This is a genomic window from Vibrio sp. SCSIO 43132, assembly GCF_019904195.1.
Taxonomy (GTDB): domain Bacteria; phylum Pseudomonadota; class Gammaproteobacteria; order Enterobacterales; family Vibrionaceae; genus Vibrio; species Vibrio nigripulchritudo.
Genome location: NZ_CP063199.1, coordinates 2,084,187 through 2,111,153, shown reverse-complemented (window position 1 = coordinate 2,111,153; position 26,967 = coordinate 2,084,187). Strand labels below are relative to the sequence as shown.

The following is a 26,967-nucleotide window of genomic DNA, read 5'->3' as shown; positions in this document are numbered from 1 at the left end:
TTGAGAATTTTTCTATGGTAAAGCCTTGGTATAAACAGTTTTGGCCGTGGTTCCTGATCGCGCTTCCAGCTACCGTTGTTGTGGCAAGTTTCGTCACGCTTGGTATTTTTTCTAAAAACTCTGTGTCTCTGGTTGCCGAGGATTACTATAAAAAAGGAAAAGGTATCAATATCGATATCTCGAAACAGAATGTAGCAAAAGATTTAGGGTTAACCGCAAGCGTCTCAACCAGCAGTGACCGAATCATTGTGGACTTTAACAAAGGGGAACTGGATCATTTCCCTGCACTTATTGTGACATTTTCTCACCGTACTCTGGCCGACAGAGACTTTTCTCAAACCTTATCTGCCAATGGTCGTGGTCAGTATGGTTTTAGCCTCGATAACGAAATTCAGGGTCCCTGGTTTGTAGAAGTTGAACCTCACAACAAAGAGTGGCTCATTCAGGGCAAAGTCACGTTCCCTTCCCAGACTCCGACGCAACTAGGTAACTGAATCGATGACAAAAGAGTGTTACCACTGTGGTGAAGATGTACCAGCCAACACTGAGTTTAAAGTCGAAATTTTAGGGGAAGAGCGCGATATGTGCTGCCCCGGTTGTGAATCCGTCGCCCAAACCATCGTTGATAGCGGTTTGGTTTCTTATTACCAGTACCGAACTGCCCCTGCGGAAAAAGCCGATTTAGTTCCAGAGCAACTCAGAAACCTGATTCATTATGACAATGAGGAAGTACAGTCTGAGTTTGTGCGTCAGTCAGAACATCAGTCTGAAGTGACATTGTCACTCGAAGGGGTGTCTTGTGCTGCCTGCGCCTGGCTGATTGAAAAACAGCTGGTAAATCAGCAAGGCGTGTTGTCGATTCGTGTGAACACAACCACCAACCGAGCCATACTGGCATGGGATAAATCCAAAGCAAAACTGAGCGACTTGCTGTCGACTGTACACCAGTTAGGATACAAAGCGGCACCATTCGAAGCGGATCAACAGGAAGCCAGTTACCATCGAGCGATGAAGCAATACCTTTACCGCTTGGGGATCGCAGGTTTAGCCACCATGCAGGTAATGATGCTTGCTGTCGCACTTTACCTTGAAGTGTTCGGGGATTTGGATGCCGAGTTCAAACAGTACTTCCGCGTTGTGAGCCTTATCTTTGCCACCCCTGTTCTGCTCTACTCTGCCCTGCCTTTTTACATGAATGCCTGGCGCAGTCTGAAAGGACGAACTCTGGGTATGGACGTACCTGTATCGCTTGCGCTTATCTTTGCCTATATCGCCAGCCTAGTCGCAACGGTTACTGAGCAAGGTGAAGTCTTTTTCGAATCCATTACCATGTTCACTTTCTTCCTTCTATTAGGGAGATTTCTGGAGATGCGCGCCCGAAGAAAAGCGGCTGCTGCCAGCGCAAACCTGCTAAAACTGATTCCGTCTATGGCGACCAAGCTGGATGGTTCACAGCTGCCAGTAAAAAGTCTGAAGATTGGTGATCAGGTTAGAGTATTACCCGGCGAACATATTCCCGCAGATGGCGTTATTCTGAATGGTCGTGTCCATATTGATGAATCCATGCTGACAGGCGAGTCCATTCCTGTTGTGAAAAAGCAAGGTGATATGGTCTTTGCCGGGACGTTAAACGGTGAAGAGTCTTTCGACTTGGAAGTGAACACCAGTAAAGCCAACTCGATGATCTCCAACATCGTGCGCCTTCAGGATGAAGCGCAAATGTCCAAACCTAAAATTGCAGAAATTGCGGATGTGGTTGCCCGCTACTTTGTGGCAGCCATTTTGATCATTGCGGCAGGCACTTGGGCATACTGGCATCAGACCAAACCCGATGATGCGTTCTGGATTATGCTTGCCGTGTTAGTTGCGACCTGCCCTTGTGCGCTTTCACTTGCAACACCAACAGCGATAACCTGCGCAACTTCCCGGATGGGTAACCTTGGTATTCTTCTTCGCAAAGGTCACGTGTTCGAAACCTTATGCAAAGTTAACCATTTGGTTGTGGACAAAACGGGAACACTCACCGAAGGCAACATTCAGATAGATAGAACCGAAGTGGCGAGTGAGAAACTCACTGAACACGAGTGCCTTGCTATCGCTGCCTCACTGGAGCGGCACGCCAATCATCCGATTGCCAAAGCGTTCAAGACCTTTGTCGAAGAAGGCGTTGAAGTGACTAATGTTGAAAACCGAATTGGCTTCGGCATTGTCGGTGAGTATCAAGGTGCATCCTGCAAAATAGGTAGTGCTGCGTTTGTACTCGGTGAAGAAGTGAATGCCTCACAGCCTTGCGTCTATCTCTCTCTAGACAATCAGCACGTTGCCACTTTCTACTATCACGACCCTATTCGTAAGCAAAGCAAGACACTGGTTTCAAAACTTGCTGAAGCTGGTATTAAAACCACGCTGCTGACTGGCGACTCGATGGCAAATGCAAAACTTGTTGCTGAAGAAATTGGCATTGAATCTGTGGTTGCTGGTGCGACACCGGAAGATAAGCTTGCGTTCCTGTCAACACTTGGTGACAACGAAGTATCCCTAATGATAGGTGATGGGATTAACGATGCCCCTACACTTGCTGGTGCACACCTTTCTGTAGCAATGGGTGGAGGTGCGGATGTGGCTAAGTCGTCCGCCGATATGGTGTTATTAGGTGACAAACTGGATAAATTGATTGAAGCACGTTCACTCGCCCTCAAAACACGCAAAATTATTAGAGAAAATCTTGCGTGGTCGCTAGGATACAACTTATTGATTTTGCCCTTGGCAGTCGCGGGCTTAGTTGCTCCTTATATTGCCGTCGTCGGCATGTCTGCCAGTTCCATCATTGTTGTTACTAACTCACTCAGGTTGCTCAAAGAAAATGGCTAGTCTTTATATATTGATCCCGATTGCGATTGTTCTTGTCTGCCTGGCAGTTGCCGTTTTCTTGTGGGCGGTAAAAAGCGAGCAATTTGAAGATCTGGAGCGTCAGGGACACAGCATTTTGTTTGATGAAGATGAAACGAATGACAAGCCGGAAGACAAAAATGCTCGAAGCCACATTGAGCAAAATAGAAATGATCAAAATAGCAATGCTCAAAGTAGTAAAGAGTAACGGTACTTATGGCTGATTGGTTAGGGGCACTGATCATCGGTATTTTAGGGGCTGGTCACTGCATGGGAATGTGTGGTGGCATCGCTTCCGCAGTTGCAGTAGGTAACCCGAATTCAACTCGTACTCTTTTTATCACCTTATTTTATAACCTTGGTCGTCTATCCTCCTATGCCGTAACTGGTGCGGTGATTGGTGGCGCGGTGTCGTCTATCGCACAGTTTTCAGACTTTAATCTCGCCCTCACATACCTGCGTTTGGTGTCGGCTGTGTTTATGGTTTTACTGGGTTTATACATTGCCAAGTGGTGGCAGGGTTTGCTGGCGGTCGAAAAACTGGGGCAAGGCATATGGAAGTTCGTATCCCCTGTTGGTCAGAAGCTATTACCACTGAGATCCCCGCTTCACGCACTGCCATTCGGATTTGTCTGGGGGTGGCTGCCTTGTGGGTTAGTTTATTCAACCCTCACCTGGGCAGCGGTATCTGGCAGTGCACTTGATGGTGCCGTAATTATGTTTTCATTCGGGCTTGGCACCTTACCCGCCATGCTTTTAGTCGGCATGAGCGCGGTGAAATTTCAGAAGTGGCAAAGAAATGAAACGTTCCGACAGTGTGGCGCAATCATACTGATTGCTTATGGGTTATACACTGGTTACGATGCGTTCACGTTACTTTCATAAATTGTCACATCCCTTTGTTTCGATAAATCTTTTTTCACTACCCTTTAGTATTAGGAAGTGTTAAAATATTGATGTATATCAAAATAGCGTTTGGAAGTTATGATTTCAGATAAGCCAGCAACAAAAAGAGTTCAGTCCGGTGGATGTGCCATTCACTGCCAAGATTGTAGTATTAGCCAACTTTGTATTCCTTTCACTCTCAATGAATCTGAGCTTGACCAATTAGACGAAATCATTGAGCGAAAGAAACCTATCCAGAAAGGTCAGGAAATCTTTAAAGCCGGTGATGAACTTAAATCACTGTATGCTATCCGCTCCGGCACTATCAAAAGCTACACCATCACAGAACAAGGCGACGAACAAATTACTGCTTTCCACCTGGCAGGTGATTTAGTCGGCTTTGACGCCATTACTGACGACTCTCACCCGAGCTTCGCACAAGCGCTAGAAACCTCAATGGTTTGTGAGATTCCATACGAAACCCTCGACGACCTTGCTGGTAAAATGCCTAAGTTACGTCAGCAGATCATGCGTCTGATGAGTAATGAAATCAAAGGCGATCAGGAAATGATCCTGCTGCTATCCAAGAAGAACGCTGAAGAGAGACTGGCTGCATTTTTGTATAACCTTTCTACTCGTTTCTCTCAACGTGGATTCAGCCCACGCGAGTTCCGTCTTACCATGACGCGTGGCGATATTGGTAACTATCTTGGTCTGACAGTTGAGACCATCAGCCGTTTATTAGGTCGCTTCCAAAAAGCTGAAATGCTGAGTGTTAAAGGCAAGTACATCACTATTCTTGATCACGACGCACTGCAAGAATTAGCAGGCGTTTCTGCTGAATAACCAACTCTCAATCCTAATTGTTGAACCTCGGTTCCATGAAGTGGCTCAGTTCTGAGCCACTTCATATTTCTCTTCTAATAATCTCTGTTTTCCTAAATTTTTCTGCTCTACTAAGCTACAGTTAACTTAAACCATGCCTCTAACCTTTTGGTTTCTAAGGAGCTGTTATGAGTATTTACAATAAGATCCTCGTTGTTGCTGATGTTAATAGCGATCAGCAGCCAGCACTGGCCCGGGCGATTCAGCTGAGTGAAAGTAGTCGTTCTGAAAGCCACATCACGTTCTTCTTATCGATTTACGATTTCTCCTATGAAATGACTTCCATGCTTTCCGTAGACGAGAGAGACGCAATGAGACGTGGCGTTATTCAGCAGCGCGAAGCCTGGATGGAAGAAGTGGCTGAACCTTACCTCAATGAGTCCGTTAAACTGGACATCAAGGTGGTTTGGCATAATCGCCCTTATGAAGCGATCATCGGCGAAGTGTTCGCAGGTGAGCATGAAATCGTAGTCAAGGCGACTCGTAAACATGACGTATTGGAGTCGGTGATCTTTACTCCAACCGACTGGCATATCTTACGCAAGTGCCCCTGCCCCGTGCTTTTAGTGAAGAACCACGATTGGCCTGTAAACGGTAATGTTATGGCGTCTGTCCACGTTTCATCTGAAAACCCGACCCACCAAGACCTGAACGATGCAATGGTTGAGCAACTGCAAGACATTAGCGGTCGCTTGAACGCTCAGTATGTACTTGTTAATGCTTACCCAGTTACGCCAGCGAACATTACCATAGAACTGCCTGAGTTTGATCCAACTACATACAGCGACGCGGTACGTGGTCATCACCTTACGGCAATGAAAGCATTAAGGCAGAAACACGGAATTGATGAGAGCAATACCCGAGTTGAGCAAGGTCTGCCAGAGGAAGTGATTCCCAAAATCGTAGATGAACTGGATGCGGGTTTGGTTATTCTGGGAACGACTGGTCGAACGGGTTTGTCAGCCGTCTTTATTGGCAATACGGCAGAACACGTTATTGATAAGATTAATTGCGATGTTCTGGCGTTAAAACCGAAGGGCTACATCAGCCCGCTGGATCCTAATCAGTAACAAATTACTTCTCAGATAAAACAGGCAAGCCATTGGCTTGCCTGTTTTGTTTCTATACTTTTAGTTCGCTATGCCTTTCGCACCTTAAAACACTGGCATCTAGCGCGGATATCCGTATTATACGCACTTCAATTTCTTGTCGAGATAACAACAGAAAAAGCTGGATATGACTGAGCAAAGTAAAGAGCGCACCAAAGCTCAACAGTACAACTTTAACAAGTTGCAAAAACGCATTCGCCGCAACACTGGTAATGCCATCAAAGACTTCAACATGATTGAAGATGGTGATCGCATTATGGTGTGTCTATCTGGTGGTAAAGACAGTTTTACCATGTTGGATATCTTGATGAGCCTGCAAAAAAGTGCGCCGATTAACTTTGAGCTGGTTGCAGTAAACCTTGACCAGAAACAGCCAGGTTTCCCAGAGCACATCTTGCCAGACTATTTAGAAAGCTTGGGTGTCGAGTACAAAATCATAGAAGAAGACACCTACTCTATTGTTAAAGACAAAGTACCAGAGGGCAAAACCACCTGTTCGCTTTGTTCTCGTCTGCGCCGTGGTATTTTGTACCGCACAGCAAAAGAACTGGGTGCAACAAAAATCGCGCTAGGACACCATCGCGATGACATCATTGAAACCATGTTCCTGAACATGTTCTACGGTGGAAAGATCAAAGGCATGCCACCAAAACTGGTTTCAGACAATGGCGAACACGTGGTAATTCGTCCACTGGCTTATTGTCGTGAAAAAGACATCATCAAATACGCTGATATGCGTGAATACCCAATCATTCCGTGTAACTTGTGTGGCTCACAGCCAAATTTGCAGCGTCAGAATGTGAAGCAAATGCTGAACACTTGGGATAAGCAGTTCCCAGGTCGAATTGAGACCATGTTTACTGCGATGCAAAACGTGGTTCCTAGCCACCTTGCAGACTTTGAACTGTTTGATTTCAAATCCATCAACCGCGATTCAGGTGTCATTAACGGTGGTGATATCGGCTTTGATAAAGAAGAGATGCCGCAAGTTCAAACTACCGACGAAGATGCGGTAGAGTTTGATCCGAAATTGCAGTTGGATGTAACCAACATCTGATTTAAAGAAGGGGCTCAGTTGAGCCCCTTTTCATTTCTTACTTTCTTGCCCATTCAGGCAACCAGTCTCCGTGCGCCTGACGCAGTTCATCCACCAACTGCCAGATCTGTTCAAGGTCCAGTTCCGCTCCGGTATGCGGGTCCATCATGGCGGCATGGTAAATATGTGCAGGGTTTTCCGTCATAAGAGCTTCCACAACCAACGCCTGCACACTCACGCTACTCTGGATAATGGCGTTAAGTTGTGGTGGCAGACTTCCTACTTTGGTTGGCTGAATACCCATAGCATCAACCAGACATGGGACTTCAACGGCACAGCCCTCCGGCAGCGAATCGATTAGGCCGTTGTTTGGAACATTACCGTAAATCACTTCTGGCTCATTGGTCCACGCCGCATTAATGATTGCCGAGGCATATTCGTTGCTCTTGTGAACTTCGATAGTGTCTTCAGACATGAGTTTTTGAGATTGCTCGTGCCATTTGTCTATCTGTTCAATACATCGTTTGGGGTATTCATCTAAAGGAATGGCGAATTTTTCAATAAGATCTTCCCTACCCGATTTGATAAACCATGGCGTGTATTCCGCGAAGTGTTCAGAGCTTTCGGTGACAAAGTACCCTGTGCGCTTCAGCATTTCGTATCGCACAATATTTTGGCAGCGTGGCATCTCCTGGCTTTCTGGTCTTGGGTATACGCCCGATTCATAGCCTTCAAGAAGCTTCGGATACAAATCTGCGTACTCACCATTTTCCAAACGCTCTTCAAAGCTCAGAAAAAACGCAATGTGGTTGATGCCGGCGCAGCGGTATCGGATGTTCTCGATTGGTATTTGCAAATCAGACGCTAAACCCTCAGAAGTGTGTTGCACAGAATGGCAAAGACCGACCTGCTTGATCTGCGGGTATTTCTTCGCAATCGCCCAAGTATTGATTGCCATTGGGTTTACATACTGAAGAAGCAACGCCTCTGGACAGACTTCAAGCATATCTTCACAAACCGACCACAGATGTGGAACGGTGCGCAAGCCACGCATGATGCCACCAATGCCTAAGGTGTCAGCAATGGTTTGCTCAAGTCCAAACTTCTTGGGGATCTCAAAGTCGGTGACGGTACAAGGTTCAAAGCCCCCAATCTGAAAAGCGACGATAACAAAGTCTGCGCCTTCCAGTGCTTCTCTCTGGTTGAGGTGAGTTGAAAGTGTCGCTTCACACTTCAACGTCGACACCATTTTTTGAGCGACAATATGGGACTCATTGAGTCGACCTTCATCAATATCCATCAACGCCACATGAGCGCCCTGAAGGGATTCTCTTTGGAGTACATCGCCAACGATGTTCTTCATAAACACGGTAGATCCCGCGCCAATAAAAGCTATTTTGGGGTACGATTTCATTTTTATTGTCCTTAGAGTTTGTTGACCTTAATCTCACGGTGGTAATTCAGATTATTGGCAACGAAGTGGACATATTCTTCCTAAATAATCTTATAGCTTTCCAGAAAGGCAATAAGAGCAATTCTAGAAATGCCAAAAATTCTTCAGAAAAATGAATCTATACTTGTGAAAAAGCATTCAAGCTGACAATGTTGTAGGCACATACGAGCAGTACTGATAAAGGCGGATATGAAACAGTCGACACCTTCTCATGAGTTTTCCAGCACCTATCGTGTAGAGGACCCTGATTACCCGAAAGAATGTGGTGTCGTGTTTGAAGACATTCAACCGAGGCAGTTCGAGCCTTCGTACTATCATCACCATGCTTCTATCGAAATGAACTATCTGCACCAAGGCGAAATGACGTATTCGTTTTCTGGAAACGATGTCACCATAAAAGGTGGCGTTTTCACTCTTTTCTGGGGAGCTAACCCCCATAGGGTGCTTAGCGTGAACGGAGCGAAACAAATTACCAACGTTTATATTTCCCTCTCTCAGTTACTTCAGTGGAATCTGCCTTCCTCTTTTATAAGTGCATTACTCAGCGGTTCGGTAATTTGCGCCCGGGAAAATAATGACATCGACCTTAATTTAGTTAACCGATGGGTAAACGAACATAGTACAGAAAGTCCATGGCATAGACTGCACGCTCTGGAAGTTGAAGCGAGGTTGTTACGGCTTGCGACCGAGGGTTGGTCGACCATCTTGAGAAGAGACATACAAGATGCCAACTCTCTGATTGGCGGTAAAGCTATCCTCCACTTTGAAGCGATGCTTCGTTTTATGAGTGAACATTTCTCAGTTCCAATAGGATTAGATGAAGTGGCAGATAATGCAGGTGTATCCAAAGGGTACGCTATGTCTTTGTTTAAAAAGCTACTCGGTAAGACCATTAAAGAACATCTTACCGATTTACGCTTGTATCATGCGAAAATGCTACTAGCAGAATCGGATACTAAGATAGTGGCGATAGCGCTAGACAGTGGTTTTGGGTCTCTGTCTGCATTTTACGATGTGTTTCAGAAACACGAAGGGATATCGCCAGCGGCTTTTCGCAAAAGGAATATCAATGAATCACGCCTGCACTCCAGTTCAGAAACTTGAAATGCAGGCGAATAGCGATTAGTCCGCTTTAGGCAGGTATGGAAGCACACGGGTTGTTGCTTCAGGCAAAGTGAAGCTCCCGTTTTCTGTGATTTGGTTCAGTGCTAGGTATGCACGACCGTCTACCACATCGATAGTTTTGCCGTTAGAAAGCTTGATTTCACTGTTCAGTTCGTTAGCAAACTCCAGTGTTACGCCTTCCACATCCGGTGTAAACCAGCTTGCGAACATACCGCCTAAATCTTCCAGCATCACCTGCATCTGAGGCAACAGCTTCTCGACATCACCGTATTGAACTGTTCCGCTAAACTGCTCTTTTGCCATCACAACCATGGAGAAGTCGCAGCGTTTGTCTTTTTCGGTACGCACAAATACCAAAGGGTTTGCCGATTTTAAGTTCTTATCGACAGGTACTTTGAGTTCAAAACCAGAGGTATCAAACTCTTCGTAATGTTCTTCCTTCTCCATCCACGCCTTCTCAAGTTTGCAGAGCTTTTTGGTGTCTGCATCGATAAAGAAAAGCCCGACTTTAACGTCATCGTGCCCTTCTTTGGCGTTGTTTTTCATTTGGGTATAGAGCTTGGAATAAGTGAACATGTATTCCTGCGCTTGAGTTGGCAGCGCTAAACCTAGCGAAACAGTTAGGGCTAATAAAGATTGAATTTTCATTATTGTTTTCCGGACTCAGACCAATATTTCTTGTTGTGTCTGATCATGGCTTGCAGTTCATCTACGTACGCCTGACCACGCTCCGAATAGTGACTTAATCCTTGCGTCAATGCGAGTGCCGTCTTCTCACTTTTCAGGTCTTGTCCTGTTTGTTCCAGCTCGGCTCGGATTGTGCGCAACTCCGCATACGCTCGGTTGCGGTTAACGTTCATAAAGTAAGCGGCAACAGACTCTTGCGCGGAATTGAACTTCGCCACTTCGTGGGTTGCACCTTCTGTTCTTCTAAGTGGCACTAATCCACACCCTGCGCGATAGCACCACTGACCAAAGTAGTTGTTTGCCTGAGTCGCGAATCTTGACGTTCCCCATGCGGATTCATTGGCAGCCTGCGTTAGAACAAGCGCTGGAGGTAACACGTTCACACGAAGCAACATGGCTTGGATCCAACTCTGAGTAATGCCTTCAGAAGGGGTCGCGTATCGATAGGCTTTCGCGAGTTTTTCAGCTTTGGCGAGATTATCTGGGTTTTGGCGAACGGTTGATTCCGCTTCTAGCATTGAACTCAGAAAATCTCTTTCTTGTTGGATTCGGTGATTTTCTATTGCGATTGCCGGGGAAAGAAAGCCAAAGAATGCCGTCTTTTTCTTGCCTACATTGCCGATGGCTGCGAAATCAGGCGTAGCGCCCATTTCAGGTAGTGGCTTGACTGGTGGTTGTTGAACAACGGGGGCTGGTTCTTTTTTTGGGTAGAAAGGAAATAAAATCGCCACTGTGAAAAACACAGCAGCGATAAGTTTTAGCAGGTTTTTAAGCATCAAATGTTCCGGAATTATCTGGACCTTGTTGAGGTTTCGCTGGAATATCAGAAGCAACGATTTTGAGCTGAATGCCAAACATGTTGCGATACAGTATGCCTTTGACATGAAAGAAGAAAGGCACAACAAAGATAAGACCAATACCATAGAAAATGGTCGCCATAAAGAACATGAAAGCGACAACGAGATAAATGCCAGCTATTGGAAGTAATTTTTTGTTTACAGCTCTCAAAGACAGCAATAAAGACTGCATCGGCGGAATTCGTTTTTCGCAAATCAGCAAGATTGAATGGCTAAACGCAATGGTCAGATAAATGGAGAGGAAAGGCAGCAACTGCCCCGCTACGCCCTGCAAAAGCAGGTTGAACATGGTCGCCAGGATGATCGGAATCGTGTATTGAAGACCTTTTGCCATATGACGAGATTTGGTTCTTAACCCGGCGGCGTGGCTCATCGCCATCAAACTGATACCTGCGGAAAGAGGTGCACTGATTAGCTCATAGCTGAAATTGGCAAAGAGGAGTGAACTGACGATCTGCGGATCCATCTTCTCTGGGGTTTGAAGCAAACTGAGCAACACTGATGGGTCACCAAGCTGCATTTTTAGCGCGATAAAGAAAATCAAAGCCTGAATGACGATCAGTGCCATAATTGCTGGGGAAAACGAGAAGAAGTTTTTAACCGTATATTTCCAGGCTTCCTGAATGACGTCGCTGGGTTTGAGTTCGTAATTCCCTGAAAGAGCCTGTTCGATGCTCCCCCCCAGATTGAAATCTTTTACTATCTCATTATTCATAGATACTTCCGGGTCAGTGCCCTGACCTTATAGCTTTCTTGGTACAACTTGCTCTGCGGCAAGTACTAAATGATGGCGATTATACGTGCGCTCTGCGAAGTCTTAAAAGCAAGAATGCAACACTTGTTTAATTTTAGATTCAATTGACCAATAATTGCACTTTCTTGCCATTTCTTTTGGTTCGATTCCGTTGTCGGGCAAAAATTCCGTCTATAAATCGAAAGATTAGGGGTATACCCAAACTACCTGAAGAGTCTATGTTCAGCGAGAATTGCTTGATTTTCAGACAAGGCAGCGATTTGTGGATTTAGTGTACTAAATCGAAAATCGATAACGACGTATGAAAAGCAAGCAAACTCGCCCTTGGGAGCTTATCTTCTATTCCATTTCTTCGTCAAAGAGCTTGGAAAGGGTGGACCATTACACAGCGCACTTTTCCTTGAACTGAAAAAGAAGATATAGCTCTGAACCATGAATCTTCAGGTAATTTGGGTATATAGTTTAATGCTTAAATCAGCATTCGAACTCTTGATGAATAAGGGTTTAGAGATGAGGTACAAACAGGTAAGCAAAAGCCGCAAAAATTTTTAGGTTTTTGTGTAAGAAAATGCTTTGCGAACACCGTTTTGAGGAATATGATTCGCTCCCCACTCCACATACGTTCTGGGATGTTTTTTTAGAATCAAGCAGACCAGTGCTGGCTTTTAATTAGGAGAAAAACAGACATTGAAAAAGCCAACTCATGTTGTACAACTGTCGTCCATCGAGAAAAGCTTTGATGGTAAAAAAATCATTGATGGATTCGACTTAAACGTGAATCACGGCGAGTTCCTGACCATTCTTGGTCCGTCTGGCTGTGGCAAAACAACGGTACTGAGGATGATCGCGGGCTTTGAAACCAGCGATCAGGGAACCATCAAACTTGATGGTGTCGATGTTACGGCTACACCAGCAGAACAGCGCCATGTGAATACGGTTTTTCAGAGCTATGCTCTGTTCCCGCACATGACGGTGTTCGACAACGTCGCATTTGGTTTGCGCATGCAAAAAGTGCCTTCGGCTGATATTGAACCTCGCGTAATTGAAGCGCTAAAAATGGTGCGCCTGGATCATATGGCTGCGCGTAAGCCGCATCAGCTTTCTGGCGGTCAGCAGCAGCGTATTGCGATTGCACGTGCAGTAGTGAACAAGCCTAAAGTACTGTTGTTGGATGAATCTTTGTCTGCACTCGACTACAAACTGCGTAAGCAGATGCAAATCGAGCTGAAACAGCTGCAACGTCAGTTAGGTATTACCTTTATTTTCGTTACTCATGATCAGGAAGAAGCGCTGTCTATGTCTGACCGCATCATCGTGATGAAAGACGGGAAGATTGAGCAAGACGGCTCCCCTCGTGAAATCTACGAAGAGCCGAAAAACCTGTTCGTGGCGAAATTCATCGGCGAGATCAACGTATTTGATGCTGATGTGATTGCACGTATCGACGACAAACGCATTAAAGCAAACATCGAAGGTGTGGAGTCCACCGTCTATTACGACAAAGCCGTTAAAGGTGGCGACAAGCTACAAGTATTGCTTCGTCCAGAAGATTTAAGACTTGAAGAAATTAAAGAAAATGAGTCAAAAGGCATTGTCGGGCACGTAATTGACCGAACCTATAAAGGCATGACACTGGATTCCGTGGTGGAACTGGAATCGGGCATGCGCGTTATGGTCAGTGAGTTCTTCAATGAAGATGATCCGGATGTAGACCATTCTCTGGGTCAGAAAGTCGCCGTAACTTGGGTTGAAAGCTGGGAAGTGGTACTGGCAGATGAACAAGAAGCTTAATCTACAAAATGCCATCATCGGCCTTATTGTAGGCTGGCTGGTGATATTTGTGCTGTTTCCGAACTTAATGATCATCGGAACCAGTTTTTTGACCCGCGATGAAGCCAATCTGATTGAGATGACCTTCACGCTTGAAAACTACGCTCGTTTAGCGGACCCGCACTATTTCAAAGTGCTGTGGCATTCGTTCTATATGGCGATTGTTGCGACACTGCTTTGTCTGGTGATTGGGTATCCGTTTGCCTACATCGTGGCAAAAATGCCTGAGAAATGGCGTCCGTTTATGTTGTTTTTGGTGATTGTGCCGTTCTGGACTAACTCACTGATTCGCACATACGGATTGAAAATTGTGTTAGGCACACAAGGCATCATAAACAAAAGCCTAATTGCGATGGACATTATCGATAAGCCGATTCGTATTATGTACACCGAATCTGCTGTAATGATTGGTTTGGTTTATATCCTGCTGCCGTTCATGATTTTGCCGTTGTACTCCGCGATAGAAAAGCTGGATGACACCTACCTGGAAGCAGCTCGCGATCTGGGTGCAAACAAGCTTCAGACGCTGTTGAAAGTGGTATTGCCACTGACTATGCCAGGCATCATCGGCGGTTGTTTGTTGGTTCTGCTTCCTGCATTAGGGATGTTCTACATTTCTGACTTGCTGGGTGGTGCGAAGAACCTGCTTATTGGTAACGTCATCAAGAGTCAGGTGCTTAATGCTCGAGATTGGCCGTTTGGTGCCGCAACCAGTATTGCACTGACGGTTGCCATGGCGATTATGTTGTATGCCTACTACAGGGCAGGAAAACTATTGAATAAGAAAGTGGAGCTAAGCTGATGGGCAAGTCAATTAAGTTTAGCTTTATGACGTTGGTGTACGCGTTTTTGTATCTGCCAATCATTGTGTTGATTGTTAACTCCTTCAATGCCAGCAAGTTTGGTATGAAATGGGGAGGCTTCACCACGAAATGGTACGAAGCGCTGGTGAACAACGACAGCCTGATGCAAGCCGCATGGCACTCACTGAATGTGGCGGTGTTCAGCGCAACAGCAGCCACCATCATAGGAAGCCTGACAGCGGTTGCCCTATTCCGCTATCGCTTTAAAGGCAAAGGTATGGTGAATGGCCTGCTGTTCATTGTGATGATGTCTCCAGACATTGTTATGGCGATTTCGTTGCTTGCTCTGTTCTTAGTAGTGGGCGTGCAATTGGGTTTCTTTACCCTTTTCTTTGCTCACATCACGTTCTGTTTGCCATTTGTGGTGGTAACGGTTTACTCCCGCCTGAATGGTTTTGATGTAAAAATGCTGGAAGCGGCGAAAGATTTGGGTGCGAGTGAATGGGTGATTCTAAAGCAAATCATCCTGCCTCTGGCGAAACCTGCGGTTGCGGCGGGTTGGCTGTTGAGCTTTACGCTGTCTCTGGATGACGTAATCATCAGTTCATTCGTCACCGGTCCAACGTACGAAATTCTGCCATTGAAGATCTACTCAATGGTCAAAGTCGGCATCTCGCCAGAAGTGAATGCACTGGCAACTGTGATGCTGGTGGTATCTCTTGTGTTGGTTGTGATTTCACAATTGCTTGCAAGAGAAAAAGTGAAGTAAATTAGAGTGATAAACTTATTTTACTCATTCGACAGCGCAGTGTTTGACTGCGATGTTTTCTTATCCCGTTTAGTTTGGAGCTAACGTTAATGAAAAAATGGGCTACTTTTTTAGCTGGTAGTGCATGTGCGCTTTCTTTACTGACTCAATCAGTACAAGCGGACGAAAACAAAGAATTGGTATTCATGAACTGGGGACCGTACATTTCGAGCGATCTCTTAAAACAGTTTACCGATGAAACAGGCATTAAAGTGATTTACTCGACCTACGAGTCGAACGAGACCTTGTATGCCAAGCTGAAAACTCACAATAAAGGTTACGATTTGGTGGTTCCGTCGACGTATTTTGTTTCCAAAATGCGCGATGAAGGCATGTTGCAGAAAATTGATAAGTCTAAGTTAACTAACTTCGACAAACTCGATACCAACTACCTCGATAAGCCTTATGATCCAAACAACGACTACTCGATTCCTCATGTTGTCGCTATTACGGGCTTAGCGGTGAATACCGATATGTATGATGCAAGCCAGTTTAACAGCTGGGGCGATCTATGGAATTCCGATTTGGAAGGTCAGTTGATGCTGATGGATGACACACGTGAAGTGTTCCATATTGCTCTTCGCAAGCTCGGCTATTCCGGTAATACCACCGATGAAAAGCAAATCGATGAAGCGTATGCAGAGCTGCAAAAACTGATGCCAAACGTGCTGGTGTTCAACTCAGATAACCCAGCCGCGCCTTACCTTTCTGGTGAAGTGGGTGTTGGTATGCTCTGGAATGGTTCAGCCGCTGCTGCGCAGGCTGAAGGTTTGCCGTTGGAACTGGTTTTCCCGAAAGAAGGCGGTATTGGATGGGTGGATAACTTTGCTATTTCTTCCGGTGCAGCAAATGTGGATGCCGCGCATAAGATGATCGACTTCCTGCTTCGCCCGGAAGTCGCAGAGCAAATTTCAAAAAACGCAGGCTATTTAACCGCGGTAAAAGAGTCTAACGAGAAATTTAAAGACGTGTCACCACTCTTCCCTTCTCAGGAAGATTTAGACCGAGTGGAATGGCAGGCAGCGGTCGGCGATAAGACAGTGAAGTATGAAGAGTACTTTATGAAGCTAAAAGCTGGTCAATAAAATATCATCTGAATGTTATTTCTAAGGGCAATTTCGATTGCCCTTTTTCATTTTTCATAAACTGGAGTACAATTCTGCCACCTAATTTTGAGAGGCTGAGCACATATACTCAAGTTACACATAACACGTGCCACGACGCTCTCCCACTAACAGATAAAGGGAAACAATGAAAAATTGCTCTAAGCTGTTTGCTGGTCTTATCAGTGCTGCATCTATCCTTTCTTTCAACGCTTCTGCTGCAGACGAAGAACTGTATTTCTACAACTGGTCCGAATACATCCCAAGCGAAGTCTTAGAAGACTTTACCAAGGAAACCGGAATTAAAGTTATCTACTCTACTTACGAGTCTAACGAAAGCATGTATGCCAAGTTGAAGACTCAGGGTTCAGGTTACGATCTTGTGGTGCCTTCTACTTACTTTGTATCTAAGATGCGCAAAGAGAAGATGCTGCAAAAAATCGACAAAGAAAAGCTGTCTCACTTTGCCGATCTCGATGCTAATTACCTAGACAAGCCTTTCGATCCAAACAATGACTACTCTATCCCATACATTTGGGGCGCGACGGGCATTGGCATTAACTCAGACATGCTAGACAAAGACAGCGTGAAAAGCTGGGATGATTTCTGGGACACCAAATGGGAAGGTCAGCTGATGATGATGGATGACTCTCGTGAAGTCTTCCACATTGCGTTAACCAAGCTGGGTTATTCCGCAAACACTACAAACCCTGATGAAATCAAAGCCGCGTACGAAGAGCTGAAAAAATTGATGCCTAATGTGTTGGTGTTTAACTCAGACTTCCCTGCGAACCCTTACCTAGCTGGTGAAACTTCTTTGGGTATGCTTTGGAACGGTTCGGCGTACATGGCACGCCAGGAAGGTGCAACCATCGACATCGTGTGGCCAGAGAAAGGCACCATCTTCTGGATGGATAGCTTAGCGATTCCAAGTGGTGCGAAAAACATCGAAGCCGCACACAAGATGATCGACTTCCTGCTTCGCCCTGAAAATGCAGCGAAAATTGCGGTAGAAATTGGTTACCCTACACCAGTGAAATCGGCTTACCCTCTACTGCCAAAAGAGTTTGCGAATGATCCGAGTATTTTCCCTCCTCAAGAGGTGATGGACAGTGGCGAATGGCAAGATGAAGTGGGTGAAGCCAGCACACTCTATGAAGAGTACTTCCAGAAACTTAAAGTGAACCTGTAAGTCACTTAAAGATTCTAGAAAAGTATCGAGACAAGAGGAGCGGATTTCCCCCGCTCTTTTTTATTTCTTTTCAACCATATACAGACTCAATTCTTATACAGGAAAAATATTTGTATAAAAATCGAGCTTTCAGTGATCGTTTCGTTATTTATGTCAGTAAAAGTTCATAAAAAGAACAAACTCTAAGAAAAGATCAAAGGAGCTGGTTATGGACAACAATAAACACGACTTCAAAGTCCCGACAACCTATCGTGAGCTTATGAAACTTGCAGAGCAGCTTCTTTCTGATATTCGTGCCTTGCAATCCAGCAAGTATCATCCTCATAGAGATTCACTCATCTCTCTTAAGAACTTTCATCTAGACATAGTTCATAGCAAAGCGAGAGAAACTTTAAACTCGCCTTCCGAAAAGAAAGTTGAGAAAAAAGAGACCAAGCCAGCTGTCTCGCGTGTCCCAACAGAACTGAACCACTTGGTTCAAGAGCTCGTTTCTCTATATGCTTCCTCGGACTCAAACTGCAAAACCGAAATGCTGGAACATATCAAGGATGTGAATCGGTTCGCTGCCATCAACAATGGCTCATTGGCTCTGGATTAGCCCAAGAAGTTCCCAGTTCAATTATCCTTTTTAAGTTTTTGTGCACATGTTGATAATGTAGTTAACAAGTGATTGAGAGGGATTATATTTTGTATTAGTTTTAATTCTCCGAATAATAAAACAACAATACAAATGAAATTACTTCAATCAAAAACTTATGCTTCGCTGTCTGTCCTTTTAGGAATGGGTCTAGTGTCGGGTTGCTCCTCCCTCCCAACCGAAACCAGCCATGACCCTGTGATGACTGCGTCGCAGCCCTCTTCTCACGCCTTAATCGTTCCCGTTGTTATTGATGGAAAACGCTATCACTTTCTGCTGGATACAGGTGCAAGCGTCACTTTTATTGATCCCGACGTTGCCAGACAAATTACTAAGCAGATATCTCTAGACACGTTTCCACCTATTCTTCGCCGAGATTTTGGAAACATCACTGGGGTTTCCGGTGTTGTAGAACCCGATCGCTTCTCCTTTTTTGAACCGGTGGAAATGTCAATTGGTGACAAAGTCATTCACGACCATGACCTGTGGATTGGGTTTGAATTTGATGTTATCACCGAAGGTAACGGCATCCAGATAGACGGCATTTTAGGCGCTGACACATTCCGAAAACTCACCTGGCTCAAAGACAATCGTTCGAATCAGCTTTTTGCATACGATTACGCCCTTAATGCTGCAGACTTTCAACAGTGTGTTGGCTATTCAGATACATACAACCGTGCTCCTTGGCTAGTCATGAACTACGGGGATCTTGATGTGACCGTTATGACGGATACTGGTGCGACCGATTCTCGGTTTGGAGAGGACTTTATTCAGTTGCTTGAGCAGGAAACCAAATCGATATATCAAAACCCTGAGCCACAACTCTCCTATGATGCAAATGGTTTTAAAGAGGAACACAGTTACATAGTGAAAGATCTCTATTTCGAAGGGATGCCTCTGGGTGAGATTGAAGTGTCGGCGAACATTAGCCAGTATGCGGTTGGCATGGACTTTTTCTCGCGATTTGATCGCTTTGCTTTTATGCCAAACAAGCTCATGTTCTGTTATGACGCGACTTCTATAGAAGAAACCTGGCAGCAGCCGGAAAGACTGATTTATGTGCGTTTTTCCAATGAGCAGTTAGAGATCTTCTACAACCCAGAAGAAAGGCTGACTCAATACGGGCTGCAAAATGGCGACGTGGTTTTGGAAGCGAATGGAAAACACTACAAGCCTATTGAAATACGTCAACTGGGTGATTTGCTCCGAACTGTACCCAAGGGTGAGTTAACGATGAAGATTCGTCGAAATGGTAAAGAACTGACAATAGAGATCTGACGGCCTTTGTTAGTAGAGAAAACAACTAGTAACGATAAACAAAAGGCAGGCTCATACAAGCCTGCCGTATCTGAAATCTTTCATTAAAGAAGTTGATTATGCATGAGCACGCAATGCGTCGGGTTCGCTTAATAACTCTTCGACCAGTTTTGGTACTTCAATGCTCGCTTTTCCATAGCGTTTTTCTTCGAATTCACTTTCGACCGCACTTGGTTCAAGGTTAATTTCGATGGTGTGTGCACCATGCATTCTTGCGTCGTGGACAAAGCCCGCAGCTGGATACACAACACCGGATGTGCCAATCGAAATAAATAAATCGGCCTCTTCGAGTGCCAGATAGATTTCGCCCATTCGGAGCGGCATTTCGCCAAACCAAACAATGTGAGGTCGCATCTGAGTTGGCATCTGACAGCAGTGGCAAAGATCGCCAGATAGGATGTCTTCAGAGCAATCCACCACCTGATTCGATTCACTGCATCGCGCTTTCAGCAGTTCACCGTGCATGTGAATGATGTTCTTGGTGCCACCGCGTTCGTGAAGGTTGTCTATGTTCTGGGTGATAACGGTGACTTTGCCGTCCAGTTGTGCTTCCAGCTTTCCTAGCGCTTCGTGCGCAGTATTCGGTTTTATAGCGGGATCTTGCAGTTTTCTGCGTCTTTGATTGTAAAACTCTTGCACCAGTTCAGGGTTACGCTGAAACCCTTCAGGGGTCGCCACATCTTCAATTCTGTGGTTTTCCCATAGCCCATCCTGAGCTCGGAAAGTCTGAATGCCTGATTCGGCGGATATCCCTGCTCCAGTGAGAATCACAATGTTTCTGTAGGGGAAGTTCATACGACACACATCCTTGTAATTATGTCCCCTAACCTTAGCACTAAAGACACAATGGTAAAAAGGGTATGGCGCTAGACCATAGTCGTAAAAAGGGCGACTATCGTCGCCCTTCTGAAGAATGTTTTATTTTTGAACCTGATTTCAGATTAGTCTTCACTGGTTGAACCGATTTTGTGAATCGCCAGATCTGCACCGTTGAATTCGTCTTCTTCAGACAGTCTTAGACCTGTCACTGCATTGAGTATGCCGTAAACAATGGCTGCACCAATCAGAGCAACCACGATTCCGATAACCGTACCCAGAACCTGCACAGTTAAGCTTACGCCACCTAAACCGCCAAGACTACTCTGACCAAAAATACCGGCAGCAATACCACCCCATGCACCACAAACACCGTGCAGTGGCCAGACGCCCAGTACATCGTCAATTTTGGTTTTGTTCTGAAGGTAGGTAAACAGGTAAACAAATATCGCGCCCGCAACGCCACCTGTAATGAGAGCGCCAATTGGGTGCATCAGGTCGGAACCCGCACAAACGGCCACCAGCCCGGCTAAAGGACCATTGTGGATGAACCCCGGGTCATTGCGCCCTGCAACCAATGCGGTGAGAATACCGCCAGTCATCGCCATTAGAGAGTTCATGGCGACCAGACCACTGATTCCTTCAAGAGTCTGAGCTGACATCACGTTGAACCCGAACCAACCTACGCATAAGATCCACGCGCCAAGTGCCAGAAACGGGATGTTAGAGGGCGCAAAGTTGGTATGCTTCCCTGCCCTGACACGGCCGTTACGCATGCCTAAGAAAATAACCGCCACCAGCGCAATCCAGCCACCTACGCCATGAACCACAACAGAACCAGCGAAATCATGAAAACCTGCGCCAAATGAGGATTCAAACCAATCCTGAAGACCAAAGTTACCGTTCCAGATCATGCCTTCAAATAGCGGGTACACCAGACCAACCGTAAAGAAGGTCGCAATCAGTACCGGATAAAAGCGAGCACGCTCTGCGATACCGCCAGATACGATGGCTGGAATGGCTGCAGCAAAAGTAAGTAAAAAGAAGAATTTAACCAACTCGTATCCGTTGCCTGCCGATAATGTCTCTGCATCAGCAAAGAAGTTGGCACCGTAAGCCATCCAGTAACCGATAAAGAAATAAGCAATGGCAGACACTCCGAAATCCGCAAGAATCTTTACTAAGGCGTTGACCTGATTCTTTTTACGCACGGTACCCACTTCAAGAAAAGCAAAGCCTGCGTGCATGAGGAAAACCATGATGGCACCGAGAAGAAGAAATAAGGTATCTGAACTCTGAGTGAGTGTGTGGACTGCTCCCTGCAAGTCCGCAACGGTATTACTCATCTTTAACTACTCCTTTATTATTTTTGCACGCTTCCTGTGCACTCTGAGTCTTATTCCCCAAATCAGGGAAAGATAATTCTCAGCTATAACGCAAGGATCATTCCAAAGAGAATTGGATTCGTTAAAAATGATTTAAGGTATTGTTATAAATAATAAAAATATTATTGAGGAAGAATAAATTCAAAAGATGCGAATACTCAGGTGCACTATTATGGTGAGATTGCACCCGGTTGGGTTGATCAAATTGGTGCAAACTCTGCGCGTCACTCACGCAGAGCGGTTTACACTTCAGTCTGGCTTTTTGAGAGCTTGTACAAAATCTCAGCAGCTTGCTTGGGCGTGAGTTTGTCTGGTTCAAAAGCGTCAAGGTTGAGCTCTTGTAGCAGAGACTGCAGCAACTCACTTGACCCTGCATAACCCATCTGCCAGTTCTGGAACGCCGGCTTCTCTATCTGCTGTACCGACATAATGGCCACCCTGTCGTGGCGAACATCCTGACCAATCTTAATAAAAAGTTCACTCACTTCTTCACTGTCTCCTTCCAGAACCTGTAAGAAGAACTGGTTGTCATAGCAGAGCATGCCGCATATATCCTGTGAAGAGTTGTTGTCTCTGGCTGTGCCAAGAATCTCTTTCAAATCCGCTAAAGACATCTCTTTGGTTGCTTCGCTGTAGTATAAAAGACGAATTGTTGCCATATGCCATTTCTCCTGAGCGCATTTCTGTATTCTTTACTATTCTAAAATATAGTCCAACTATATGAATTTGGGAAAATATGTCTGTTAAGGTTTTGCTGTCTGAAGAGCTCAAAAACACTTTTCAGTTTGTGAATAGTGCAGCCAACGTCACCATTGAGCACACCCCGTCCAGAAGAGTCATGCGATCCATTCGTTCGTTTGAACCAGATATCGCTATCCTGCATTGTAATATTGATAGTTTTGATGACATTCCTGAGATTTGCCAATACGCAAGGAGTACGCTAGGCAGAAAGACCATGACCATTTGGGTTGTTTTTGACGGTGAACTTACCCAAGCGCTGACCATGTCAGGTGTTGATCACTGTTTAAGCCTCACAACCACTCCGGAGAATATATTCCAGTTCTATTTCCAGCGAGATGTAGAGCGCCACAGCGCTATGAATGAAAACGAAGCCATGCTTCAGAGCCGGTTAACCATGCTCCATCAGGTCGGGCGTTCAGACACAAAGAATGCAGACGAGAAGACGTTTCTTGCGCTCGTTATCGATGCCATCAGCAATTTCTGTTCGGCAAAGCATGCGTTTCTTTACGACGTGTCCAAGGAGCGACTGGTACAGAACGTTTTCCAACTTAAAGATAAAACGTTGTCACTGGCGAGTGAAAACGACAGTCAAACACTCAAAGCCAATGTCTCGATTGAAAAGCTAACGACGCGTCCTTTGGTAAATCTTGACCCGCCAGCTCCAATTCACAGTGCATTTGGTGGTGCTGCCATACTGCTCTTCCCCATCAGTATTTATGAACGAGTCAGATACGCTCTGGTTTGTCTTATCGAGCAAAAGCATCTGGATTTGCTTACCGTTACCAACCTGAAAGTGCTCGAAGAAGTCGCGCATCAATTGCACTCACGTCTTGAACGCCGTTACGCCATGGCAGAAGTGAACCAAAGATTCCAACAGGCACAGGTGTCGCTGGCGCATATCAAAGATGATAACGAAGAGCAGATTCAGTCCGAGAAAATGCTTTCGCTCAGTAACATTGCTGTTGGCTTGTTGCATGAAATGAATAACCCAATCAGTTCTACGCTGGGAAATTTCGAACCTTTAAAGCAATACATTGATTCCATTCTGGAACTGCTGGAATTGCACAAGCAGTTATTTATGGAACCTAACAATGAAGCTAAGCACGAAGTGGTCGCTATCTACTACGAAGAAACCGATATAAGCGAGATCCTCGAAGACATTCAGTCCGTTATTTCGGATTCAGAATCCGGGCTGATGCGAGTGAAAGACGTGTTACTAAGCCTGCGGGTGTTTGCCGATAAATCTCTCGATGCCAGACTCACGCCTTTCAAATTGTCGAGCGCGTTTTCCAAGGATGATGCCTTCTTAAACCCTGAAGGGATTTCGGTAGAAAATCAGATGGACGAGAACTTAATGGTGACGGGCAACCGAAACATGCTGCGAAAAGTGCTGGAGCTGGTGTTTAGAAATGCAATCGACGCGATTGATCGCAAAGACCAACAAGGTGCCTACATTAGTATTTCGACTCGCGCAGACGACCAGTATGTAAGGCTTCTGATAGAAGACAACGGAACTGGTATGGATAGCGAGGTTCTGGCTAAAGTCTTTGAACCGTTTTACACCAATAATGGCAAGAAGAACGCAACTGGCCTGGGGTTAACTATTGCTCAGTTTGTTATGCAGAAACTGCATGGTTCGATCCGAATCGAGTCGGAGCCAGAAAACTTCACTCGCGTCATTTTAAAAATGCCAGTTGGTTGATTTGATAATCATATCTAAATCTCATAAAAAATAGTCATCGCCATGTACATTGGAGAAAAAGCGACATTGAATTGTGTCGCTCCAAAAACATGCAGGTGGTTAACTATTTATGAGTAGCGTTTCTTGTGACACGGCTGATACCCGAATCCTGAATCAAACCCAATGGCTGAGTATTGCTTTTCTCTGGTTTGCGGGAATATTTGCGGCAATGCAGTTTGCCAAGTTTTCCATATCCTACGAGTACTTACTCACGGCTTACCAGATTGATGGAGCTTCAGCGGGCACTTTGCTCTCAGTTGTGGGCATGGTCGGGCTGGTTCTGGGTGTGATTGGTGGCGTGCTGTCTGGAAAAATAGGCTACAGCCGAGTCCTTATAGGCTCTTTACTTATCGGTGGAGGTCTTTCTCTGCTTCAATCTACGCTCCCTAGCTACCCAGTTTTGCTTATGAGTCGGTTTATCGAAGGGGCATCGCATTTGGGTGTGGTGATTGCCGCCCCAACACTTATGCTTCAACAGGCGCAGAAAAAGCATCACTCTCTAGTTATGGGGATCTGGGGGGCATTTTTCGGAGTTGCGTTTGCCGTTACAGGTTGGCTCGGAAATCAAATTCTATCTGTGTATGGTCTTTCTGGGCTGTTTCTTGGTCATGCATTGCTGTCCATTCCTTTGATCGTGTTCTTTGTCTTACACCACCCTCGTAATCAAAATGGTGAAGGAGGCGGCATAGGAAGCCTGTACACGCTTTTTCAGACGACAATTCGGGTTTATCTGAATCCCAGAACGTGTTTCCCGGGTGTTGTGTTTTTCTTCCACACCTTCATGTTTGTGGCGCTCCTTACATTTATTCCGAGAACATCGGCTAATGAAGAAATAAGAAGCCTGCTGTTCGTCGTACTCCCGCTGGTGAGTATTCTTGGTACTTTTCTGGCGGGTGCCCTGACTCAGTATTCTTTGAAAGCGCCTGTTCTTTTGTTTGTCGCGTATATCGCTATTGCCTTAGCGACGTTCTCTACCATCAAGTTACAACATCAGGAGTTTTACTTTGTCGCTGCGGCAGTGGTACTGATGCTGTTCTCGGGTATGGTGCAAGGCGCTTCTTTTACCTTGATTCCCTACTTATCCCAAACCGAATCAGAACGAGCGATGGGAAATGGCGCAATTGCTCAGTTAGGGAATTTAGGTGCAACCATCGGTCCACCTGTATTTGCGTATGCCATTGATTCATTCGAAGGTAACGGACTGTTTGGTATCACAGCTGCTCTTTGTGTAGCGGGTTGTATTACTGCTGTCTTTATCTGGCGGCGGCGTGACTAAATGAAAGAAGCCCCGTAAAGGGGCTTCTTGTTTATTTTCATTGCTGGCTTTCGCCTTCCTGCTTTTTGACTCTTTCAAACCAAATGTTGTGGTGTTGCTTTGCCCACGTTTCATCCACATAACCGGTTTTCATGCCTTCCAGAGCCCCCTCTGTACCGACCGTACCGATATAGATGTGCCCAAGCGAAGCGGCGATCAATCCGAGTGACGAAATACCGTGGAGGATGTTGACCACCATCATCAGTTCTCGGGTTTGATTGAATATAGGGAAATCCATAATCAAACCGGTCACGCATACTGTTACCCCTGCCGTTGCCAGTAGCCAGAACCAGATTTTCTCGCCCCCGTTACAGAAATCTGCTTGAGGGTGCTTTCCGTTTGGCAGTATACCGCCGCCCTGTTTAAACCATTCCAGATCCACTTTGTTGAAGAAGTTGTTCTTCATCCATTTTATCAACATGACGACCAGACCAATCACAAACAGCGGACCCAGATAGTTGTGCGATACCTTAGATGCTGCAATAACGAAATCCCAGATTCCGTAAGGCACAACGGGTTTCATGATGTACTTACCATACATCAACAGCAGACCGGATAAGGCAAGAATCAGAAACAGTGATGCCGTATACCAGTGAAGCGCGCGCTCAAACGGCGTCCATCTTAATACTTTGTTTCCGGTTCTTTCTTTAGAGAGCTTGATTTGCCCTGCCCAGAGATAAAACGCCAGTAAAGAGGCGAAAGCCCCCAGGATGACGTAACCTCCGATGGGCGTCACCCATTTGTTACGCACTTCTCGCCAAAGCTGACCGCTGGCATTGATCAATACGCCGTGTTCAGAGGATTGAGACGTGGTATAGCCCTCTTCCCCATTTTTGACCAAACGCCAGTAATCCGCTCCGGCGAGCTGAGCGATCTCTTTTTCCGCGCTTGCAGATTCGTTGGCAAGCACAGGCTTGCCAACAAACACAAGAAACAACGAAAAGAAGGTAACGATGATGCGTGGTAACATTTTGGTCCTCTAGCTTTTGGTTGCGTCGAATGCGAGATCTTCACCGCTTGTCCAGCCGGAGCTAATGCCGCCTCTTTCCACCATACGCTGGCGGAAGATTTCAGACACGGTATTCGCATCGCCTGCTAACAAAGCTTTGGTAGAACACAGCTCGGCACACATAGGCAGCTTGCCTTCCGCAATGCGGTTAGCTCCGTATTTCACTTTCTCTTCAGAAGATCCGTTTTCAGTTTCAGGACCGCCAGCACAGAAGGTACATTTGTCCATTTTTCCACGCTCACCAAATGCAGAGGTTTGCGGGAATTGTGGCGCACCAAATGGACAGGCGAACAGGCAGTATCCGCAACCGATACACAAGTCTTTGTTGTGCAGTACGATGCCGTCTTCGGTTTGACGGAAACAATCCGTTGGGCAAACCGCCATACACGGTGCATCGGTACAATGCATACACGCAACTGAAATGGAGTTTTCACCCGCTTCACCGTCGTTTAGTGTGACGACACGTCGGCGTTGAAGCCCCCATTCGAGGGCATCGTCGTTTTCGTTCTTACATGCGGTGACACAGCCGTTACACTCGATACAACGTTTGGTGTCACATAGGAATTTCATCTTAGCCATTTTATGACTCC

26 protein-coding genes are annotated in these 26,967 nt (G+C 45.7%); 17 read left to right on the top strand and 9 right to left on the bottom strand.

Annotated elements, in window-relative coordinates; genetic code table 11:
* The first annotated feature begins 14 nt into the window (after nucleotides 1-14).
* The 7 genes from INR79_RS09585 to ttcA all read left to right on the top strand — a co-directional run bounded on the left by INR79_RS09585 (nucleotide 15) and on the right by ttcA (nucleotide 6,825).
* Nucleotides 15-494, top strand: a complete 480-nt coding sequence (locus INR79_RS09585) for a FixH family protein (protein ID WP_223093853.1) — start codon at nucleotides 15-17, stop codon at nucleotides 492-494.
* 4 nt (nucleotides 495-498) lie between these two features.
* Nucleotides 499-2,871 (top strand): heavy metal translocating P-type ATPase, encoded by a 2,373-nt coding sequence (locus INR79_RS09580; protein ID WP_223093851.1) that lies wholly within the window; start codon nucleotides 499-501, stop codon nucleotides 2,869-2,871.
* A complete protein-coding gene (gene ccoS, locus INR79_RS09575; RefSeq protein WP_223093849.1) occupies nucleotides 2,864-3,097 on the top strand; it encodes a cbb3-type cytochrome oxidase assembly protein CcoS in 234 nt (77 codons plus the stop codon). Before INR79_RS09580 ends, ccoS begins: the two co-directional genes overlap by 8 nt.
* 8 nt (nucleotides 3,098-3,105) lie before the next feature.
* A complete protein-coding gene (locus INR79_RS09570) occupies nucleotides 3,106-3,774 on the top strand; it encodes a sulfite exporter TauE/SafE family protein (protein ID WP_223093847.1) in 669 nt (222 codons plus the stop codon).
* Between the two features lie 99 nt (nucleotides 3,775-3,873).
* On the top strand, nucleotides 3,874-4,620 hold the full coding sequence (locus INR79_RS09565; protein ID WP_004400333.1) for an FNR family transcription factor: 747 nt from the start codon (nucleotides 3,874-3,876) through the stop codon (nucleotides 4,618-4,620).
* Between the two features lie 167 nt (nucleotides 4,621-4,787).
* Entirely contained in the window at nucleotides 4,788-5,729 is a 942-nt protein-coding gene (gene uspE, locus INR79_RS09560; protein WP_004400331.1) for a universal stress protein UspE, read from the top strand.
* A gap of 166 nt (nucleotides 5,730-5,895) precedes the next feature.
* Nucleotides 5,896-6,825: a tRNA 2-thiocytidine(32) synthetase TtcA gene (gene ttcA / locus INR79_RS09555; protein ID WP_004400327.1), complete on the top strand. Its 930-nt coding sequence runs from the start codon at nucleotides 5,896-5,898 to the stop codon at nucleotides 6,823-6,825.
* Between the two features lie 37 nt (nucleotides 6,826-6,862).
* On the opposite strand, the gene INR79_RS09550 is transcribed toward ttcA, so the two are convergent.
* Entirely contained in the window at nucleotides 6,863-8,218 is a 1,356-nt protein-coding gene (locus tag INR79_RS09550) for an alpha-glucosidase/alpha-galactosidase (protein ID WP_223093845.1), read from the bottom strand.
* 228 nt (nucleotides 8,219-8,446) lie between these two features.
* Here INR79_RS09550 and INR79_RS09545 point away from each other — a divergent pair, with 228 nt between their 5' ends.
* Nucleotides 8,447-9,361, top strand: coding sequence for a helix-turn-helix domain-containing protein (locus INR79_RS09545; RefSeq protein WP_223093843.1), 915 nt, complete (start codon nucleotides 8,447-8,449; stop codon nucleotides 9,359-9,361).
* An 18-nt stretch (nucleotides 9,362-9,379) separates the two neighbouring features.
* Here INR79_RS09545 and INR79_RS09540 read toward each other — a convergent pair whose 3' ends face one another.
* From INR79_RS09540 to INR79_RS09530, 3 genes are read right to left on the bottom strand one after another with little or no spacing between them, the layout of a single operon-like run.
* Nucleotides 9,380-10,030 carry a DUF2987 domain-containing protein gene (locus INR79_RS09540; protein WP_223093841.1) on the bottom strand — a complete coding sequence of 217 codons (651 nt, stop codon included), beginning with the start codon at nucleotides 10,028-10,030 and terminating at the stop codon, nucleotides 9,380-9,382.
* Entirely contained in the window at nucleotides 10,030-10,845 is an 816-nt protein-coding gene (locus INR79_RS09535; protein WP_223093839.1) for a glucosaminidase domain-containing protein, read from the bottom strand. Before INR79_RS09535 ends, INR79_RS09540 begins: the two co-directional genes overlap by 1 nt.
* Nucleotides 10,838-11,641 carry a hypothetical protein gene (locus tag INR79_RS09530; protein WP_223093837.1) on the bottom strand — a complete coding sequence of 268 codons (804 nt, stop codon included), beginning with the start codon at nucleotides 11,639-11,641 and terminating at the stop codon, nucleotides 10,838-10,840. The genes INR79_RS09535 and INR79_RS09530 overlap by 8 nt, the downstream gene beginning before the upstream one ends.
* A gap of 726 nt (nucleotides 11,642-12,367) precedes the next feature.
* Between INR79_RS09530 and potA the strand changes: the two genes are divergently transcribed.
* The 7 genes from potA to INR79_RS09495 all read left to right on the top strand — a co-directional run bounded on the left by potA (nucleotide 12,368) and on the right by INR79_RS09495 (nucleotide 19,331).
* On the top strand, nucleotides 12,368-13,471 hold the full coding sequence (potA, locus tag INR79_RS09525; protein WP_022604234.1) for a spermidine/putrescine ABC transporter ATP-binding protein PotA: 1,104 nt from the start codon (nucleotides 12,368-12,370) through the stop codon (nucleotides 13,469-13,471).
* Nucleotides 13,455-14,312, top strand: a complete 858-nt coding sequence (gene potB / locus INR79_RS09520) for a spermidine/putrescine ABC transporter permease PotB (protein ID WP_223093835.1) — start codon at nucleotides 13,455-13,457, stop codon at nucleotides 14,310-14,312. The genes potA and potB overlap by 17 nt, the downstream gene beginning before the upstream one ends.
* Complete coding sequence (gene potC, locus INR79_RS09515; RefSeq protein WP_022550722.1) at nucleotides 14,312-15,082, top strand: spermidine/putrescine ABC transporter permease PotC; 771 nt, start codon at nucleotides 14,312-14,314, stop codon at nucleotides 15,080-15,082. The genes potB and potC overlap by 1 nt, the downstream gene beginning before the upstream one ends.
* 89 nt (nucleotides 15,083-15,171) lie before the next feature.
* On the top strand, nucleotides 15,172-16,206 hold the full coding sequence (locus INR79_RS09510; RefSeq protein ID WP_223093833.1) for an extracellular solute-binding protein: 1,035 nt from the start codon (nucleotides 15,172-15,174) through the stop codon (nucleotides 16,204-16,206).
* Between the two features lie 166 nt (nucleotides 16,207-16,372).
* On the top strand, nucleotides 16,373-17,416 hold the full coding sequence (locus INR79_RS09505; protein ID WP_004400474.1) for an extracellular solute-binding protein: 1,044 nt from the start codon (nucleotides 16,373-16,375) through the stop codon (nucleotides 17,414-17,416).
* A 208-nt stretch (nucleotides 17,417-17,624) separates the two neighbouring features.
* Nucleotides 17,625-18,014, top strand: coding sequence for a hypothetical protein (locus tag INR79_RS09500; protein WP_223093831.1), 390 nt, complete (start codon nucleotides 17,625-17,627; stop codon nucleotides 18,012-18,014).
* Nucleotides 18,015-18,146: 132 nt separating this feature from the next.
* The gene (locus INR79_RS09495) at nucleotides 18,147-19,331 is read left to right on the top strand and encodes an aspartyl protease family protein (protein WP_223093829.1); all 1,185 of its coding nucleotides are present in this window, start codon (nucleotides 18,147-18,149) and stop codon (nucleotides 19,329-19,331) included.
* A 96-nt stretch (nucleotides 19,332-19,427) separates the two neighbouring features.
* On the opposite strand, the gene cobB is transcribed toward INR79_RS09495, so the two are convergent.
* The 3 genes from cobB to INR79_RS09480 form a co-directional block, all read right to left on the bottom strand.
* Nucleotides 19,428-20,165, bottom strand: a complete 738-nt coding sequence (cobB, locus tag INR79_RS09490) for a Sir2 family NAD+-dependent deacetylase (RefSeq protein WP_022590831.1) — start codon at nucleotides 20,163-20,165, stop codon at nucleotides 19,428-19,430.
* A 146-nt stretch (nucleotides 20,166-20,311) separates the two neighbouring features.
* Complete coding sequence (locus tag INR79_RS09485) at nucleotides 20,312-21,532, bottom strand: ammonium transporter (RefSeq protein WP_223093827.1); 1,221 nt, start codon at nucleotides 21,530-21,532, stop codon at nucleotides 20,312-20,314.
* 281 nt (nucleotides 21,533-21,813) lie between these two features.
* Nucleotides 21,814-22,230: a BLUF domain-containing protein gene (locus INR79_RS09480; protein WP_004400464.1), complete on the bottom strand. Its 417-nt coding sequence runs from the start codon at nucleotides 22,228-22,230 to the stop codon at nucleotides 21,814-21,816.
* A gap of 77 nt (nucleotides 22,231-22,307) precedes the next feature.
* On the opposite strand from INR79_RS09480, the gene INR79_RS09475 reads away from it, so the two are divergent.
* Entirely contained in the window at nucleotides 22,308-24,014 is a 1,707-nt protein-coding gene (locus tag INR79_RS09475; RefSeq protein WP_223093825.1) for a sensor histidine kinase, read from the top strand.
* A 109-nt stretch (nucleotides 24,015-24,123) separates the two neighbouring features.
* Nucleotides 24,124-25,329, top strand: a complete 1,206-nt coding sequence (locus INR79_RS09470; RefSeq protein WP_223093824.1) for an MFS transporter — start codon at nucleotides 24,124-24,126, stop codon at nucleotides 25,327-25,329.
* Between the two features lie 37 nt (nucleotides 25,330-25,366).
* On the opposite strand, the gene INR79_RS09465 is transcribed toward INR79_RS09470, so the two are convergent.
* Both INR79_RS09465 and fdh3B read right to left on the bottom strand, forming a co-directional pair.
* Nucleotides 25,367-26,338, bottom strand: coding sequence for a formate dehydrogenase subunit gamma (locus INR79_RS09465; protein WP_223093822.1), 972 nt, complete (start codon nucleotides 26,336-26,338; stop codon nucleotides 25,367-25,369).
* 9 nt (nucleotides 26,339-26,347) lie between these two features.
* On the bottom strand, nucleotides 26,348-26,956 hold the full coding sequence (fdh3B, locus tag INR79_RS09460) for a formate dehydrogenase FDH3 subunit beta (protein WP_004401723.1): 609 nt from the start codon (nucleotides 26,954-26,956) through the stop codon (nucleotides 26,348-26,350).
* Between the last annotated feature and the right edge of the window lie 11 nt (nucleotides 26,957-26,967).